This window comes from Pseudomonas lundensis, assembly GCF_002269125.1.
Taxonomy (GTDB): Bacteria; Pseudomonadota; Gammaproteobacteria; order Pseudomonadales; family Pseudomonadaceae; genus Aquipseudomonas; species Aquipseudomonas lundensis_A.
The window spans coordinates 320,454-335,997 of the sequence record NZ_NQKI01000001.1 but is presented as its reverse complement, the minus strand read 5'-3'; the positions used below and the strand labels follow the sequence as shown (position 1 = coordinate 335,997).

General features: G+C 60.7%; 12 protein-coding genes. 10 read left to right on the top strand and 2 right to left on the bottom strand.

The genetic code is table 11. From position 1 onward, the window contains the following. Positions 1-2: 2 nt before the first annotated feature. The 8 genes from CJF39_RS01590 to CJF39_RS01555 all read left to right on the top strand — a co-directional run bounded on the left by CJF39_RS01590 (position 3) and on the right by CJF39_RS01555 (position 9,068). Positions 3-1,052 carry a hypothetical protein gene (locus tag CJF39_RS01590; protein WP_094991846.1) on the top strand — a complete coding sequence of 350 codons (1,050 nt, stop codon included), beginning with the start codon at positions 3-5 and terminating at the stop codon, positions 1,050-1,052. A 41-nt stretch (positions 1,053-1,093) separates the two neighbouring features. Next, positions 1,094-3,037, top strand: coding sequence for a vWA domain-containing protein (locus CJF39_RS01585; protein ID WP_170046388.1), 1,944 nt, complete (start codon positions 1,094-1,096; stop codon positions 3,035-3,037). A 10-nt stretch (positions 3,038-3,047) separates the two neighbouring features. Further along, on the top strand, positions 3,048-3,752 hold the full coding sequence (locus tag CJF39_RS01580) for an ABC transporter ATP-binding protein (protein WP_094991845.1): 705 nt from the start codon (positions 3,048-3,050) through the stop codon (positions 3,750-3,752). Further along, the gene (locus CJF39_RS01575) at positions 3,736-4,959 is read left to right on the top strand and encodes an ABC transporter permease (RefSeq protein ID WP_094991844.1); all 1,224 of its coding nucleotides are present in this window, start codon (positions 3,736-3,738) and stop codon (positions 4,957-4,959) included. The genes CJF39_RS01580 and CJF39_RS01575 overlap by 17 nt, the downstream gene beginning before the upstream one ends. Beyond that, the gene (locus tag CJF39_RS01570; RefSeq protein WP_094991843.1) at positions 4,949-6,496 is read left to right on the top strand and encodes an SUMF1/EgtB/PvdO family nonheme iron enzyme; all 1,548 of its coding nucleotides are present in this window, start codon (positions 4,949-4,951) and stop codon (positions 6,494-6,496) included. The genes CJF39_RS01575 and CJF39_RS01570 overlap by 11 nt, the downstream gene beginning before the upstream one ends. A gap of 33 nt (positions 6,497-6,529) precedes the next feature. Further along, positions 6,530-7,264, top strand: a complete 735-nt coding sequence (locus tag CJF39_RS01565) for a hypothetical protein (RefSeq protein WP_094991842.1) — start codon at positions 6,530-6,532, stop codon at positions 7,262-7,264. 4 nt (positions 7,265-7,268) lie between these two features. After that, positions 7,269-7,772 carry a hypothetical protein gene (locus CJF39_RS01560; protein ID WP_094991841.1) on the top strand — a complete coding sequence of 168 codons (504 nt, stop codon included), beginning with the start codon at positions 7,269-7,271 and terminating at the stop codon, positions 7,770-7,772. Positions 7,773-7,835: 63 nt separating this feature from the next. Beyond that, the gene (locus tag CJF39_RS01555; RefSeq protein WP_094991840.1) at positions 7,836-9,068 is read left to right on the top strand and encodes a VWA domain-containing protein; all 1,233 of its coding nucleotides are present in this window, start codon (positions 7,836-7,838) and stop codon (positions 9,066-9,068) included. A gap of 32 nt (positions 9,069-9,100) precedes the next feature. On the opposite strand, the gene CJF39_RS01550 is transcribed toward CJF39_RS01555, so the two are convergent. Further along, positions 9,101-10,021: a LysR substrate-binding domain-containing protein gene (locus CJF39_RS01550; RefSeq protein ID WP_094991839.1), complete on the bottom strand. Its 921-nt coding sequence runs from the start codon at positions 10,019-10,021 to the stop codon at positions 9,101-9,103. Positions 10,022-10,173: 152 nt separating this feature from the next. Here CJF39_RS01550 and CJF39_RS01545 point away from each other — a divergent pair, with 152 nt between their 5' ends. Further along, positions 10,174-11,559: a NorM family multidrug efflux MATE transporter gene (locus CJF39_RS01545; protein WP_094991838.1), complete on the top strand. Its 1,386-nt coding sequence runs from the start codon at positions 10,174-10,176 to the stop codon at positions 11,557-11,559. 21 nt (positions 11,560-11,580) lie between these two features. On the opposite strand, the gene CJF39_RS01540 is transcribed toward CJF39_RS01545, so the two are convergent. After that, the gene (locus CJF39_RS01540) at positions 11,581-13,248 is read right to left on the bottom strand and encodes a putative bifunctional diguanylate cyclase/phosphodiesterase (protein ID WP_094991837.1); all 1,668 of its coding nucleotides are present in this window, start codon (positions 13,246-13,248) and stop codon (positions 11,581-11,583) included. A gap of 263 nt (positions 13,249-13,511) precedes the next feature. Between CJF39_RS01540 and rep the strand changes: the two genes are divergently transcribed. Next, positions 13,512-15,521, top strand: a complete 2,010-nt coding sequence (gene rep, locus CJF39_RS01535) for a DNA helicase Rep (RefSeq protein WP_094991836.1) — start codon at positions 13,512-13,514, stop codon at positions 15,519-15,521. Positions 15,522-15,544: the final 23 nt, after the last annotated feature.

Genomic DNA, 15,544 nt, shown 5'->3' with positions numbered 1-15,544 from the left:
CAATGCCAATTCGAGTCGACTTGTTCAAGCTGCAACCCCATATCGCTGGCCAGGGCTGTCTGTCGGTCAAAAAATGGCAAGGCGGCCATGAGTGCCTGGAGTTTTCCATCCAGCGCAATCAGGACGGCCACTTCCTTCAGGGCGACCAGCACTGGAGCAACAGCCCGTACTGGTTCAAGGTCGCGCACTTTAGCGTGGGTGCCAGCGAAGAAGACTTGGAAACCGTGGTCGGCCCGCAACTGATCGACCCGGTACTTGAAGGCGGGGCCAATGCCCAGTTCATGATCGAACTGCGCGAGCAGGGCGGCGGCGGACACAGCGACCGTGGGGTGCTTAAACCGGCCGTCGGCTTGCAACCGTCCTCTGCGAACACCGAAGAAAAACTGCCTGAGCACAAAGACACCGGCGAGCTCGCCGCCCCGAGGGCACCGGCAGCCCCTGCAGAGCCGGTGCCGGTGCCAGTGGCCGAGCCGGAACCGGTGGTTGAGCCTGTTACACCGGAGCCCGAGCCAGAGCCGGCACCGCCTGCACCTGCTGCGCCTCGCAAAAAAGCCTGGGTGCTGCCTTTGATCATCGCCCTGGTGGTGTTGGCGGCCATTGCGGTGGGCGCCTGGTGGTGGTTGAACAAAGAACCGGCGGCCGAAGCACCGGCGGGTGACAAACCGGTGGTGCAAACGCCTGAACCCGCACCTGTACCCACCGGCGCCGAAGCGTGCACGCTGGACAGCATGAGCACCTTGCCCGAGCTGACGTTTGTGCAAACGTGTATCAAAAAAGCGCCAGGCAGCGCTGAGCTGCTGGAAATCATCAACGTCGCCAAGGCCAATAACCACTGCGGCGTGGCCCAGCGGCTGTACGCCAACCGTGCTCAGGCCGGTGATCTGCAAATCGCCACGGCCTATGCCCACGAATACGACCCGAAATTCCATCAGGCCAGCACCTGCTTTGCTGAGCCGGACAAAGCCACGGCGGCGTACTGGTACGAAACCATTCTCAGCCAGGACCCGGACAATGCCGACGCCAAGGCGCGCTTTGAGGAGTTGAAGCCGTGAGCCGTTTTGCTTTGGCCGCCAGCGCCCTGCTGGCCCTGTGCATGGGCAGCTCGCTGGCCCACGCCGATGACAAGCCGCTGATTCAGGAAGGCAAGAAAACCCTGTTCCAGCGCGTACTGACCACCCCGGGCTGCACTCTCAGCAGCAGCGCGGGAGGTCAAGCAGGCGCCGCGCAGCCCACGTTCAGTCGTTTTTACGTGTACGAGCGTGCGCAGGCTGCCAACGCAGAGTGGCTCAAGGTCGGCCCTGACAGCTATGGCAAAACCATCGGCTGGCTACCAGCCAGTTGCACCACCGACTGGAAAATGCAGCTCACGCTGGCCTTCACCAACCCGGCCAACCGTGACCGCCTGATGTTTTTCAAAGACCGCGCCATGCTTGAGGGCATCCTCGATGCGCCGGATCCGGTAAGCAAAGTGGCGCCGCTGCGGGCCAAGCTCAAACAGGGCACGCTGGCGCCGGGTGTGCTGGCCCAAGAGCCTGAATACTTCGTCGACCTGCACAAGCAGTTCTACCTGCTGCCCGTGTTGAGCGGCGAGGAAGTGATGACCGAAGAAGGCTTCCGCACGCGGTTGCTCAACGTGGCGTCGGTGAGCAAGGCCGATGACAAGCCGGTGCAAGCCGCTGCGGCCAACGCCGCCGAGGCGGGCGCAGCGAAAGCCAGCCAGTTGAAAGAGTTCAGCGCGGCCGTGGTGTTTGTGATCGACTCCACCATCTCGATGGACCCCTACATCGACCGCACCCGCGAAGCGATTCGCAAGGTGTACAAACAGATCGAAAGCGAAAACCTGGGCAACCAGGTCAAATTCGGTCTGGTGGCGTTTCGCTCCAACACCAAAGCGGTACCGGGGCTGGAGTACGTCACCAAAATGTACGCCGACCCAAACAAGGTCACCGGCAGTGAAGACTTTTTGGCCAAGGTTGCTGACCTCAAACAGGCCAAGGTTTCCAGCAAAAGCTTCGACGAAGACGCGTATGCAGGCGTGATGCACAGCATCGAGCAAGTCGACTGGTCGCAGTTCGGCGCACGTTATGTGGTGTTGATTACCGATGCGGGTGCACTCGAGGGTGATGACAAACTCAGCAGCACCGGGCTCAGTGCCGATCAAGTTCGCCTTGAAGCGGCCAACCCCGGCGTGGCGATTTACACCTTGCACCTGAAAACCCCGGCCGGGATCAAAGATCACGGCAAGGCCGAGGCGCAGTACCAGAACTTGTCGACCTACCCCGGCACCAATACGTCGCTGTACTACCCGGTCAATGCCGGTGATGTGCAGGCGTTTGGCCAGAAGGTCGATGCCCTCGCCGGTGCCATCACCGCGCAGGTCAAGGCCGCCTACATGGGTGAAGACGCCATTGGCAGCGCGTTGAATGCCAAACAGGATGTGACGGCTCAGAAAGACCCGGCCGAACAGCAAATGCTTGATGACGCGGCCTTGATTGGCCATGCCATGCAACTGGCGTATCTGGGTGAAAAAACCAATAGCCAGGCGCCGCCCGTGTTTCAGGCGTGGATCACGGATCGTGACCTGATCAAGCAAAACATCCCTACCACCGATGTGCGGGTGTTGCTGACCAAAGCCCAGCTCAGCGATTTGAGCGACGTGATGAAGCAGATTCTGGACGCGGCCAACGAGGGGCTGATCTCGCCAACGGACATGTTCGATCGCCTGCGTTCAGTGGCCGCGACCATGGGCGCCGACCCCAACCAGCTCAAACAGAACGGCACCGCCAAACTGGCGGACATGGGCGTACTCGGTGAGTACCTCGAAGACCTGCCGTACCAGAGCGAAGTGCTCAACCTGGACGAAGAAACCTGGAAGAGCTGGGACGGTCTGGCGCAAGAACGCTTCATTCGTAACTTGAGCACCAAGCTGCGCCACTACCAGCGTTACAACGCGGACGTGGACCGCTGGGTAGCCTTGGCCAAAGACAGCGATGCGCGGGACAACGTGTACCCGGTGCCGCTGGAAATGATGCCTTAACGGGGCGCCCATGCTCGATATTCAGAACATGTGGGTGCGCCGTGGCAGCGGCGCACAGGCGCACAACGTGCGTTTGCCGACATTGCAGGTCAAGCCCGGCGACATTCTGGCCATCACCGGCGAAAGCGGTTGCGGCAAAAGCACCTTGCTGGAAGCCATCGGCTTGCTGTTGCAACCCGTGGAACTGGGCCGCTTTCACCTCGGCCCGGCGACGGCTTCACTGGACATCGCGCAGATGCTAGCCGCGAATGATCAGTCCGGCCTGGCGGCCGTGCGCTCGCGGCACTTGGGTTTCATCCTGCAAAGCGGCGGCTTGCTGCCCTTCTTGAGCGTGCGCGACAACATCAGCCTGCCCCGCCGCCTGCTCGGCATGCCTGCTGAGAGCGCGCAGGTGGACCGTGCCGTGCAGGCGCTGCGCCTTGACGGCTTGCTCGACAAACTGCCGCAGGCCTTGTCCATCGGCGAGCGCCAGCGTGTGGCGTGCGTGCGGGCCATCGCCCATGAGCCGCAGGTGTTGCTGGCTGACGAACCGACCGCCGCGCTCGACCCCCACAGCGCCCGGCGCTTGTTTGAATTGTTGCTGAGTCTGGTCAACGAACTGGGCTTGAGCGCGCTGGTGGTGTCCCACGATTGGGCGCTGGTGCGCGACTTCGGCTTGCCGCGCCTGGGCGCGATCAGCCGTCAGGGAGAAACGCTGTTTGAAGCTATGGATTAGCCGTCTCGGCCTGCTCGGTAAGCTGGCGGTCGACGACCTCTGGCATGACCGCAAAGTGTCGTTCTGCATCGCCGCCTCGCTGGTGGCGGTGATTGCGCCGCTGTTGCTGTTGTTCGGCCTCAAGCATGGCGTGGTCAGCCAGTTGCAGAACGAACTGCTCAGCGACCCGCGCAACCTCGAAGTGAAAATGCTCAGCAGTGGCAACTACGACACGGCCTGGATCGAGCGTTTGCGCCAGCAGCCCGAGGTCGGCTTTGCCATCGGCCAGACCCGTTCGCTTAATACGCAGGCCGACTTGCTGATGGGCATGCAGCGGTTTGTCGAAAACGCGGAGATCATCCCCAGTGAGGCCGCAGACCCATTGCTCAACGTGCCGCAGATCAGCCTTGGCGGGCAGCAAGTGATCCTCAGCGATCGCGCCGCGCAACGCTTGCAGGCCAAGGTCGGTGACAGCGTGCGTTTGCGCGCAACCCGTCGTCTGGACGGTATTAATGAACGTGGCGAACTGACTTTGCAGGTGGTCGCGGTGCTCGATGCTGCCCGCTTCGGCCGGGCCGCAGGGTTTGTCGCGCCGCCCCTGCTGCTGGCGCTGGAGCGTTTTCGCGACGGTTATCAGGTGCCCGCGTTCGGCCTCGACACCGGCAAACCGCAAGGCAACCTGCAACCGCTGTACGCCAGGGCCCGGGTGTACGCCCGCGACGTGGATGGCGTTGCGCCGCTGGAGCGCTGGTTGAACGGGCAGAACATCGAAACCGCCAGCCGTCTGGCCGATATCGACAACGTCAAAGCCATCAACCACGTACTGGGGCTGATCTTCGGTGTGATCGCCGGGGCGGCGCTGATCGGCTGCATTGCCTCGATGATTGGCGCGTTTCTGGCCAACATCGACCGCAAGCGCAAAAGCCTCGCCGTGCTGCGGTTGCTCGGCTTCAGCAGCCCGGCGGTGGCGGGGTTTGTCATCGTCCAGGCGCTGCTGTTGAGCCTTGTGGGTTATGCCGGTGGCCTGGCTTTTTATGGCATCGGCAGCGTGCTGTTCGACCACCTGCTCGGCAGCAGCCAGGCCACGGGAACCTTTGTTTGTCACATCACTGTCTGGCACGGGCTGGCTGCCCTGCTGATTGCACTGTTGGTCGCTGCACTGGTCGCCGTGATCGGTGCGCTGCGGGCCATCAGCATCCAACCTGCGGAGAGTTTGCGTGAGCTATAAACGTGTTGTGTTGCTCGCATCCCTGAGCTTCGGTTACCTGCTTGATGCTTCGGCGGCAGGCTGGGACGAGAAGTATTTCAACCCTGCGCCCGACGCTAGTGACGTGGTCTTGCCGATGCCGTGCGACGGCTCGATGGTGTTTCGCAAGGTGTTCATCCCGGTCACCGGCCCGCTGGACGATTACCCGATCAATATTGGTCAGGACAGCCCGGACTGGGGGTATGTCGAGCAGAAGCGACCGGCGTTCATTGCTGGCAGCTTCACCGGCGGCAAGAGCGACAAGTCGCGTTACTACTTGATGGCCAAGTACGAGATGAGCCAGTTGCAGTATCAGGCGCTGACCGCCGAGACCTGCCCGGCCCCGTCGAACAAACTGCGCCTGCCGCACGTTTCGGTGAGTTGGGTGCAGGCGATCGACGCCGCTGACCAATACAACCTGTGGTTGCGTAAAAATGCCGCCGACAAACTCCCGAAAGAAGATGGCGCGCTGGGCTTCCTGCGCCTGCCTACCGAAACCGAATGGGAATTCGCAGCCCGTGGCGGGTTGGAGGTTGGCGCGGCCGAGTTTAGCGACACGCGCTACCCGATGCCTGACGGCCTGAACGCCTACGAATGGTTTGGCGGCGCGCAGTCGTCCAACGGCAAGCTGCAACTTACGGGGCTGCAAAAGCCCAACCCGTTGGGCCTGCACGACATGCTCGGCAACGCCGACGAAATGATGTTTGAACCGTTCCGCCTGAACAAACTGGACCGCCAGCACGGTCAGGCCGGTGGCTACGTGGTGCGCGGTGGCAACTACCTGACGCCACAGGCGGACCTGCGCACGGCGCTGCGTAAGGAAGAGCCTTACTACAACGCCGACGGCCAGGTAAAAAACAAAACCACCGGCCTGCGGCTGGTGCTGGTGTCACCGACCCTGACCTCCCGCGAGCGCGTGGGCAGCATCGAGAAGAGCTGGAAAAAGCTCGGCACCGGCGCCCAGGAAGGGGACAAATCGCAGGACAAAGGCACGGTTCAGGAATTGAACAGCCTCGCCTCCGCCGTGGAAGACAAAGCCCTCAAAGAGAAGCTGCAAGCGCTGGAAAACCAGTTGCGCGCCAGCAATCAGCAGCAGGAAGAAACCCGCGACCAAGCCATTCGCGCCAGCCTCAACCTTGGCGCGTTCCTGTGCACCAAGATGCTTGATGACGGCCGTTACCTGGACTTCTTGCAGAAAAACTACGCGCTCAATTGCGAATCCGACGACAAAGACCCGAGCTGCGACATGCGCAAGGGCAAGCTCGACGAGCAAAAGGACCGTCTGCACAAGCTCAGCCGCTACTACGCCAGCAGCCTGGTGGAGTCCGCGTCCTTGTACGGCCAGCCGCTGCTTGAGCCGCAAGTGCCGGTGATGGAAGAAATCATCAACCAGAACAAACAGCTGCAAGAACTCAAGCCGTACCTGCGTACCCACTGGGCCAATCAGAAGACCTACCTGCAAAAGCAGAAGATCGACACTGACGCCTGGCTGAGCAGCTGCAAGTCCGTCACCCAATAAGCCCTGAAAACCGCTTCAACAAGGAGAAAAACGATGATGCGCAGCCTGTGGTCCTCTTCCAAATTACTGGTCAGTTTTATGCTCACGGGCAGCTTGCTGCTGACCGGTTGCGCCAGCACCGGCAGTGGCATGTTGGGGGCGGGCGCCCCGGCCCCCGATCCGCGCCTGACCCAGGGCACTGATGCCGAGTTTTTCAGCAAGTCCGGCTATCAGGCCTGCGCCATGGGCGCGGGGGCTGCGGTGTTGACCTGTGCGTTGACCAACTCCGGGAATAAAGCAGTGTGCATGATCGCTGCAGGCGTGGCGGCGTGTGGGGTGGCGATGGGGGCCAACTATTACGTCGATCAACGTCGTAGCGAATACGCCAACACCACCCAGCGCTTGCAGAAGTACAACAGCGACGTGCAGTTGGACACGCAAAAGGTCGTCACGCGCACCGCAACGGCTCAACAAGTCATCAACGATGACAAGGCGCAAATCGCCCAGATCAAGCGCGACCTGGCGAGCAAAAAAATCGACAAGGCTCAGGCGCAAAAGCAGATTGCCGCGATCGACAGCAACATTGATCAGCTGCGCAGCGAAGTCAAAAATATGCAGACCAAAGTCGCCGGCTACAACGACGTGGTGAAAGTCGAGCGTGCCCAGGGTAATGCCCCCGAATTGAAGCAGATCGACGCCAATATTTCGAAGATGAACGAGAAAGTGGCCAGCCTGCAAAAAGAAGTCGATGGCTTGTACAGCCAGCGTTCCGCGATCACCTTGGGTTGAAACCATGAACGTACGATTAATGCTAGGGGTTGGCGCGTTGCTGGTGATGTCCGGTTGCGCCACCCAGCCGGGTGAATGCGATGCCACAAACCGCGATGCGAGCCTGTTCACCAAGGTGAACTGCGACGCGGGCGGCGGCTACAGCGAGCAAATCCGCCAGAACGAGGCGGCGCTGGCCAAATCCCAACAAGAAAACGCGATGTTCCATCAGGTGTACCAGGACATTGCCGCGCAGCAGGCGGTGTCACGTACCGATCTGTTGGCGCAGCAGAAGTCCCAGGCGGCGCTCAACCAGTCCCTGAGTCAACTGCTGGCTTCGCTCAAGACCCGCAGCGGCAACAAAGCGCAGGTGCAGAAACAGATCGCCTCACTTGAGCAACAGCTCAACGCCGCGAAAGCCAAGCCCGCCAGCACAGGCAACGCCAAGCAACTGGCCGCCAAGCAGGAAGAGCTCAAGGCTCTGCAAAAGAAGGTCAACCAGCTGCAATTCAGCCTCGGTTACGAATAAGCCCTTCTGGTTCACCCGGTCGGCAGCCAAGGGCTGCCGACGTCTTTTTCAGGAATTCACCGCATGCAGCGCATTACCCGGGACGAGCACGCCACGCCACAAGGACTGGACGCGCTAAAAGCCAAAATCGCCCTGATCCTCAAGCACTTTCCGCCCTCGGTGGCGAGTGTCTACGCGATCCCGCGCATCGGCAGCGGTGACGTGGTGGAGTGGTGGACCGAACTGGGCGGCCAGCCCATGCGCTTTCATGACGTGAGCGAAGAGCAGCAAGCGGCGCTGCTGGAACGTTATCGCCAACGGCAGGAAACCCTTGGGTTACTGGCCGACGAGCTGGTCACCCGGGGCCAGCCTGAACAGGCTGCCAGCTTGCGCACGCTGATAGGTGCGCCCGACGTCAATAACCTCTACAGCATCAACGGCGATCCGGTGGTGGTGCGCTGGGGTTTGCAGCCACAACCTGCGGTGGCGACCCCGCCCCCTGCGCCGGTGGCGGCTCCCGTTGTGGTGCAGCGCACGCGGCGTCTCTGGCCGTGGCTGCTGCTGGCACTGTTACTGCTGCTGGGCCTGTTGCTGTGGGCGTTGTGGCATTGGCGCTTGCCGCCGATGAACCTGTTGTCGGTGCAGAGCCATCCTGTGTGCCGTGCGAAAACCCCGGCAGGCAACGAGTTGCCGCCCGAGTTTGTGGTGATCCTCGACACGTCCGGCTCGATGAACCTCAACATCAACGCGACCAAGGACGATGAGGACTGGTACTTCAAGAGCCGTCCCCAGCCGGAAGATGACGACCCGCGGACCGTGAAAATCTTCGCCCCGCAAACGCGGCTCGACGTAGCGAAAACCTCGCTGACCGGGATCATCAACAACTTGCACCCTGATATCGACACGCGGCTGATGACCTTTGCCGGATGTGCCCGCCAGCCGGACCACGGGGTCTTCAGTGCGGCACAACGCCCGCAATTGATCGCCGGGATTCAGGGGCTGCACGCCAACGAAGGCACGCCGCTGGCCTCCAGCCTGAAAAAGGCAGCCCGCCAGGTCAATGGCCGGGACCGCGATGCGGTCATCGTGATGTTTGTGGACGGCGACGACGGCTGTAATGAAAACGTCTGCAAAGTGGCGCAACGCATTGCTGTCGAACAACCACGGCTGCGGGTGAATGTGGTCAATATCGGTGACAGCTCGTTGTCCAATTGCATTGCGGAAAATACGGGCGGCAGCATCTACTCCAGCCGTAACGCCAGTGACCTGGCCAACGCTTTGAAAAACGCCACCCAAGCCGTTTCAGAATGCCAATGACCTTGTTGTAGACGCGGCTGCGAGCGCCAGCCTCACGCCAGCCGCTGTACGTCGGGCAGCGCCATGGCCTCGACTTCTTGCTGCAAGAAGTCACTCAGGCGGCGTAAGCGCTCGCCGCCGGGCCGGGTTTTTGGCCACACCAAGTAGTAGTTCTCGCCGCTGGCCACGGCGGTTGGGAACGGCAGGCTCAATCGCCCTTGTGCCACGTCCTCGGCCACCATCAGCAAATCCCCCATCGAAATGCCATACCCGCGTGCCGCCGCAATCATCCCCAGTTCAAGGGTGTCGAACACCTGGCCGCCCTTGAGCGATACCTGGCCGGTCAGCCCCTGGCAGTCCAGCCAGCGGCGCCAGTCTCGGCGGTCAGGCGTGGGGTGCAGTAATTCCGTGCCTGCCAACCGCTGAACGTCCCAGGGCCGGTCGTCGATCAGGTTGGCGGCGCCCACTGGAATCAGCATCTCCGGGAACAACAAGGTGGCTTCCCAATCCTGCGGGAAGTGGCCGTTGCTCAATAAAACCGCGCAGTCAAACGGCTCCTGATTGAAGTTCACGTGGTCGATGTCCATCCAGGCACTGGTCAGTTGCACTTCGTTACCGGCCTGCAAATGACGGAAGCGGCTGAGCCGGGACAGCAGCCAGCGCATGGTCAGGGTCGACGGGGCCTTCATGCGCAAGATGTCATCTTCAGCGCGCAAGGTGGTGCAGGCGCGTTCCAGTGCGAGGAACCCTTCGCGCACGCCCGGCACCAGCAAACGTGCAGCTTCGGTCAGTTGCAGCGTGCGGCCGTTGCGCTGGAACAAGCGGCAGGCGAAGTGCGCCTCCAATGTTTTGATGTGACGGCTGACGGCGCTTTGGGTAATCGACAGCTCATCCGCTGCACGGGTGAATGAGCTGTGACGCGCGGCCGCTTCAAAGGCGCGCAAGGCATAGAGCGCAGGCAAACTACGAGACATGAGGAGGATTCCATGTATGCGACAGGATCAGACTGACAAAAAGGTATTTGGCATGAGTTTTAATCATGCCATGGATCGTTTTTATCCCTTTGCTTAAATCACTGAAGGCGCCGAGAATCCAGCCTTTCAACGTATCTTAAGAATTCAAGCCGATGACCAAACAGCATTCTGCACGTATCGAACTCCGGGCCATCATGCGGTTGGCTGGGCCGCTGATTGCTTCGCAGTTGGCGCACATGCTGATGGTCCTCACCGACACCCTGATGATGGCGCGCCTGAGCCCTGAAGCGCTTGCCGGCGGCAGTCTGGGGGCAGCCAGCTATTCGTTCGTGTCGATCTTCTGCCTGGGGGTAATTGCCTCCGTGGGCACGCTGGTGTCGATCCGTCAGGGCGCGGGTGACATCGAAGGTGCTACCCGCCTCACGCAGGCAGGCGTCTGGCTGGCGTGGGCGCTGGCGTTGGGGGCTGCGCTGATCCTATGGAACATCAAGCCGGTGTTGTTGCTGTTCGGGCAAACCCCGAGCAACGTCGAAATGGCCGGCCAGTTCCTGCTATTGCTGCCCTTTGCGCTGCCCGGTTACATGACTTTTATGGCCTTGCGCGGTTTTACCAGCGCCATGGGCCGGCCGGTGCCGGTCATGGTCATCAGCGTGATCGGCACTGTGGCCAACTTCCTGCTCAACTATGCGCTGATTACCGGCATGTTCGGCCTGCCCAAACTGGGCTTGATGGGCATCGGCCTGGTTACGGCGATTGTGGCCACGGGCATGGCACTGGGGCTTGCCTGGCATATTCGCCGGCACCCGGCTTATGACGCCTACCCGCTGCGCAAGGGCTTGTCGCGGCTTAATATGACGTACCTGCGCGAACTGTGGCGCCTGGGTTTACCGATTGGCGGCACCTACGCGGTGGAAGTCGGGCTGTTCGCTTTTGCGGCCTTGTGCATGGGCACCATGGGCAGTACGCAACTGGCCGCACACCAAATTGCACTGCAAATTGTGTCTGCCGCGTTCATGGTTCCGGCAGGCATGTCTTACGCGATCACTATGCGTATCGGCCAGCATTACGGCGCAGGGGATTTGTTGCGTGCGCGGCTGGCGGGCCGTGTCGGGATCGGCTCCGGGGCCGTGACCATGCTGTGTTTTTCGGTGGTGTTCTGGTTCTGGCCCAAGGAATTGGTTGGCTTGTTGCTGGACTACGACAACCTGGCGTTCCGCCCGGTGTTCGAACTGGCGATGAGCCTGCTGGCGGTGGCCGCGTGGTTTGAGCTGTTCGACGGGGCGCAAACCATCGCCATGGGCGCGATTCGCGGACTGAAAGACGCCCGTACGACCTTTCTGGTCGGCCTGTTTTGCTACTGGGCAATTGGCGCTCCGCTGGCCTGGTTGCTTGCGTTCACCTTCGACTGGGGCCCGGCAGGTGTGTGGTGGGGCCTGGCGTTGGGCTTGGCGTGCGCCGCCATCAGCCTGACCCTGGCGTTTGAGTGGAAGATGCGGCGCATGCTCAGGCGTGCGCAATCTGCTGCGATCAAATGGTAAGGGTGGGTGTGGCCCGCGATGTTACTGCGAGGCCACTTGGCTCTTGTCCGTGTCGTGGGTCAGGAACGTCACCAGTTCAGGTAGCGGTAAGGGCTTGCTGATGTAGTAGCCCTGCACCTGATCGCAGCCAAAGCTGCGCAGCAGTGCCAGTTGCTCGGGGGTTTCGACCCCTTCAGCGACCACTTCCAGCTTGAGGTTGTGCGCCAGGTTGATCATGGCTGGCACCAGCTTGCGGTTCTCTTCGCGACTTTCCATGCCCCCGACAAAGCTTTTGTCGATCTTCAACAAAGCAATCGGCAGGCTGTTGAGGTGCACGAAGGAAGAGAAACCAGTACCAAAATCGTCCAGCGAGAACCTCACGCCGAGCCGCCCCAGCGCATCCATCGTCTGCTTGACCAGGTCGCTGCGCCGCATCACGGCGGTCTCCGTCAGTTCGAATTCCAGCCACTGCGCCTCCACCCCGCGCTCGCTAATCAAACGGCTGAGGGTGGAGAGCAACTGGCTGTCCTGAAATTGCCGAAACGACAGGTTGACCGCCATGTGCAGCGGCGCAAACCCGTGCTCGCGCAGGGCTTGCATGTCGCGCAGCGCCCGGGAAATCACCCAATAGCCCAAGGGCACGATCAACCCGCTTTGCTCGGCCAGCGGCACAAACTCGCTGGGGGCCAACAGGCCGCGTTCACCGTGACGCCAGCGCACCAGCGCTTCAAGGCCGACTATCTGCCGGGTGCCCAAGTCCAGGCGCGGCTGATAATGCAGCTCCAGCTCGTCGCGGCGCAGGGCGCGGCGTAACTCGCTTTCAAGGTCTGCGAGGCTGCGGGCGTTGCGGTTGATACGTTCATTGAACAGGTGAAACGTACAGCCTTGCGTGCTCTTGGCCTGTTGCATGGCGATATGCGCATGCCACATCAACGGATCGGCCCCCGCGTTGGCCCGCGCATGGGCGATGCCGAGGCTGCAACCGATCAACAGGCTTTCGCCGTCAATCCAGTAAGGCTCGGCCAGCGCTTCGGTAATACGTTCAGCGATCTGCTCGGCCCGCTCGGGTGCGCGGCGGGTATCGATCAACAAAGCGAACTCATCGCTGCCCAGTCTGGCCAACTGATCGCCCGCTTCCAGCTGACTTTTGAGCCGGGCCACCACTTGCAGGATCAGGCGATCCCCCGCTTGATGGCCGAGGGCGTCATTGGCGTGGCGAAAGTTGTCCAGGTCCAGATGCCCGAGGGCGATGCCGCGGCCTTCGCTTTCGGCCAGGCGCACGGCCAGCAAGGTCTGAAAGCCCTGGCGGTTGGCGATGCCGGTCAGCGGGTCTTCTTCGGCCAGGCGCTGCAAGGTGTGTTCGAGCACACCGCGCTCGCGCACATGGCGCAGGCTGCGCCGCACGACATCGGTCGTCAGGTTGGGCGCGACGAACCAGTCGCTGACACCTTGCGGCGAGACGTCAGGTTCAGCCTCCAGCAGCAGGATCGTCGCGAGTCGGCAGCGGCCGGGTGCGGGTTGTAGACCCGGGGTTGTGAGCAGCAATGCATTGCGGTCGTTTTCGAACAGATAACTGACCGACTCCCAATTTGGCGCGCACACAAGAACAGCAACGGTTTTTATGGGCGCCAGACACTCGCGCAACAACGCTGCCCAAGAAGGCTCTTCGGCCAATAGCAGCAAACGCAAGGGTTCGACAGGCGTAGACAAGCTGGCTCCCTAGACTCTGCAGTAATTTCAGGCGGTGGGCATTATGACGCGCCAACGATCATTGGCAAATGACATTGGTTATCAAATACAGGTTGGCGGCCTACATCGAACGTTAGCCGCAAATTCGCCCGGCATCCTGCGCGAAAGTAACAAAAGCAGCAAATTTAGACAGAGTGCTACGTCACACTGTCGCAGAGTGGCAGCAATATTTGCTCAGCCTGTTAAAATGCCCGCCCTTTTCAGATACGACCCCCTGACTCGTCATGTCCCGACTCAATCCCCGGCAGCAAGAAGCCGTGAGCTACGTCGGCGGCCCTCTTTTGGTGCTCGCCGGCGCGGGCTCGGGCAAAACCAGCGTGATTACCCGCAAAATCGCGCACTTGATCCAGAACTGTGGCATCCGCGCCCAGTACATCGTCGCCATGACCTTTACCAATAAGGCGGCGCGCGAGATGAAGGAGCGGGTCGGCACATTGCTCAAAAAGGGCGAGGGCCGAGGCCTGACGGTGAGTACGTTCCACAACCTGGGGCTCAATATCATCCGCAAGGAGCATGCGCGGCTGGGCTACAAGCCGGGTTTTTCGATCTTTGACGAAGCGGACGTCAAAGCGTTGATGACCGACATCATGCAGAAGGAGTACGCGGGCGACGACGGGGTCGATGAAATCAAGAACATGATCGGCTCGTGGAAAAACGACCTGATCCTGCCCGCCAAAGCCCTTGAAGACGCCCGCAACCCCAAAGAGCAGACGGCGGCTATCGTCTACACCCACTACCAGCGCACGCTCAAGGCGTACAACGCAGTGGACTTTGACGACCTGATCCTGTTGCCAGTGAAGCTGTTCGAAGAACACGCCGACATCCTCGAAAAGTGGCAGAACAAGGTCCGTTACCTGTTGGTGGACGAATACCAGGACACCAACGCCAGCCAGTACTTGTTGGTCAAGTACCTGATCGGCACGCGCAACCAGTTCACCGTGGTGGGCGATGACGACCAGTCGATTTACGCCTGGCGCGGCGCCCGCCCGGAAAACCTGATGCTGCTCAAGGACGATTACCCGTCCCTGAAAGTGGTGATGCTGGAGCAAAACTATCGCTCCACCAGCCGTATCCTGCGTTGTGCCAACGTGCTCATTTCTAACAACCCGCACGCGTTCGAGAAACAACTGTGGAGCGAGATGGGCCATGGCGACGAAGTGCGGGTCATTCGCTGCCGAAACGAAGACGCTGAAGCCGAGCGCGTGGCGGTTGAAATCCTCACCTTGCACCTGCGCACCGATCGGCCCTACAGCGACTTTGCGATCCTCTATCGCGGGAACTATCAGGCCAAACTGATTGAGCTGAAATTGCAGCACCATCAGATTCCGTATCGTCTGTCCGGTGGTAACAGCTTCTTCGGGCGTCAGGAAGTCAAAGACCTGATGGCTTACTTTCGCTTGATCGTGAACCCGGATGACGACAACGCCTTCCTGCGGGTGATTAACGTGCCGCGCCGGGAAATCGGTTCCACAACCCTGGAAAAACTCGGCAACTACGCCACAGAGCGCAAAATTTCGATGTACGCCGCTACCGACGAAATCGGCCTTGGCGAACACCTGGATACCCGTTACACCGACCGGCTGGCGCGCTTCAAGCGCTTTATGGACCGCATCCGCCAGCAGTGCGCGGGTGAAGACCCGATCGCCGCGCTGCGCAGCATGATCATGGACATTGATTACGAGAACTGGCTGCGCACCAACAGTTCGAGCGAGAAAGCGGCAGATTACCGCATGGCCAACGTCTGGTTTTTGGTCGAGGCGTTGAAAAACACCCTCGAAAAAGACGAAGACGGCGGCATGACCATCGAAGAGGCCATTGGCAAGTTGGTGTTGCGCGACATGCTCGAACGCCAGCAGGAAGAGGAAGACGGCGCCGAAGGCGTGCAGATGATGACCTTGCACGCGTCCAAAGGCCTGGAATTTCCCTACGTGTTCATCATGGGCATGGAAGAAGAAATCCTGCCGCACCGTTCCAGCATTGAAGCCGACACCATTGAAGAAGAACGGCGCCTGGCCTACGTCGGGATTACCCGCGCACGTCAGACGCTGGCGTTTACCTTTGCCGCCAAGCGCAAACAGTACGGCGAGATCATTGATTGCGCGCCTAGCCGCTTTCTGGATGAGCTGCCCCCGGACGATTTGGCCTGGGAAGGTAACGACGACACCCCTACCGAAGTCAAAGCGGTTCGCGGAAATACGGCATTGGCCGATATACGCGCCATGCTTAAACGCTAAAATCGACTATTTTTCACTCTACC

Excerpts from the sequence above, each read along its gene's own strand:
- CJF39_RS01590 (WP_094991846.1), top strand. The coding sequence starts at position 3 with ATGCCAATTCGAGTCGACTTGTTCAAGCTGCAACCCCATATCGCTGGC.
- CJF39_RS01585 (WP_170046388.1), top strand. The coding sequence starts at position 1,094 with ATGGGCAGCTCGCTGGCCCACGCCGATGACAAGCCGCTGATTCAGGAA.
- CJF39_RS01580 (WP_094991845.1), top strand. The coding sequence starts at position 3,048 with ATGCTCGATATTCAGAACATGTGGGTGCGCCGTGGCAGCGGCGCACAG.
- CJF39_RS01565 (WP_094991842.1), top strand. The coding sequence starts at position 6,530 with ATGATGCGCAGCCTGTGGTCCTCTTCCAAATTACTGGTCAGTTTTATG.
- CJF39_RS01560 (WP_094991841.1), top strand. The coding sequence starts at position 7,269 with ATGAACGTACGATTAATGCTAGGGGTTGGCGCGTTGCTGGTGATGTCC.
- CJF39_RS01555 (WP_094991840.1), top strand. The coding sequence starts at position 7,836 with ATGCAGCGCATTACCCGGGACGAGCACGCCACGCCACAAGGACTGGAC.
- CJF39_RS01550 (WP_094991839.1), bottom strand. The coding sequence starts at position 10,021 with ATGTCTCGTAGTTTGCCTGCGCTCTATGCCTTGCGCGCCTTTGAAGCG.
- CJF39_RS01545 (WP_094991838.1), top strand. The coding sequence starts at position 10,174 with ATGACCAAACAGCATTCTGCACGTATCGAACTCCGGGCCATCATGCGG.
- rep (WP_094991836.1), top strand. The coding sequence starts at position 13,512 with ATGTCCCGACTCAATCCCCGGCAGCAAGAAGCCGTGAGCTACGTCGGC.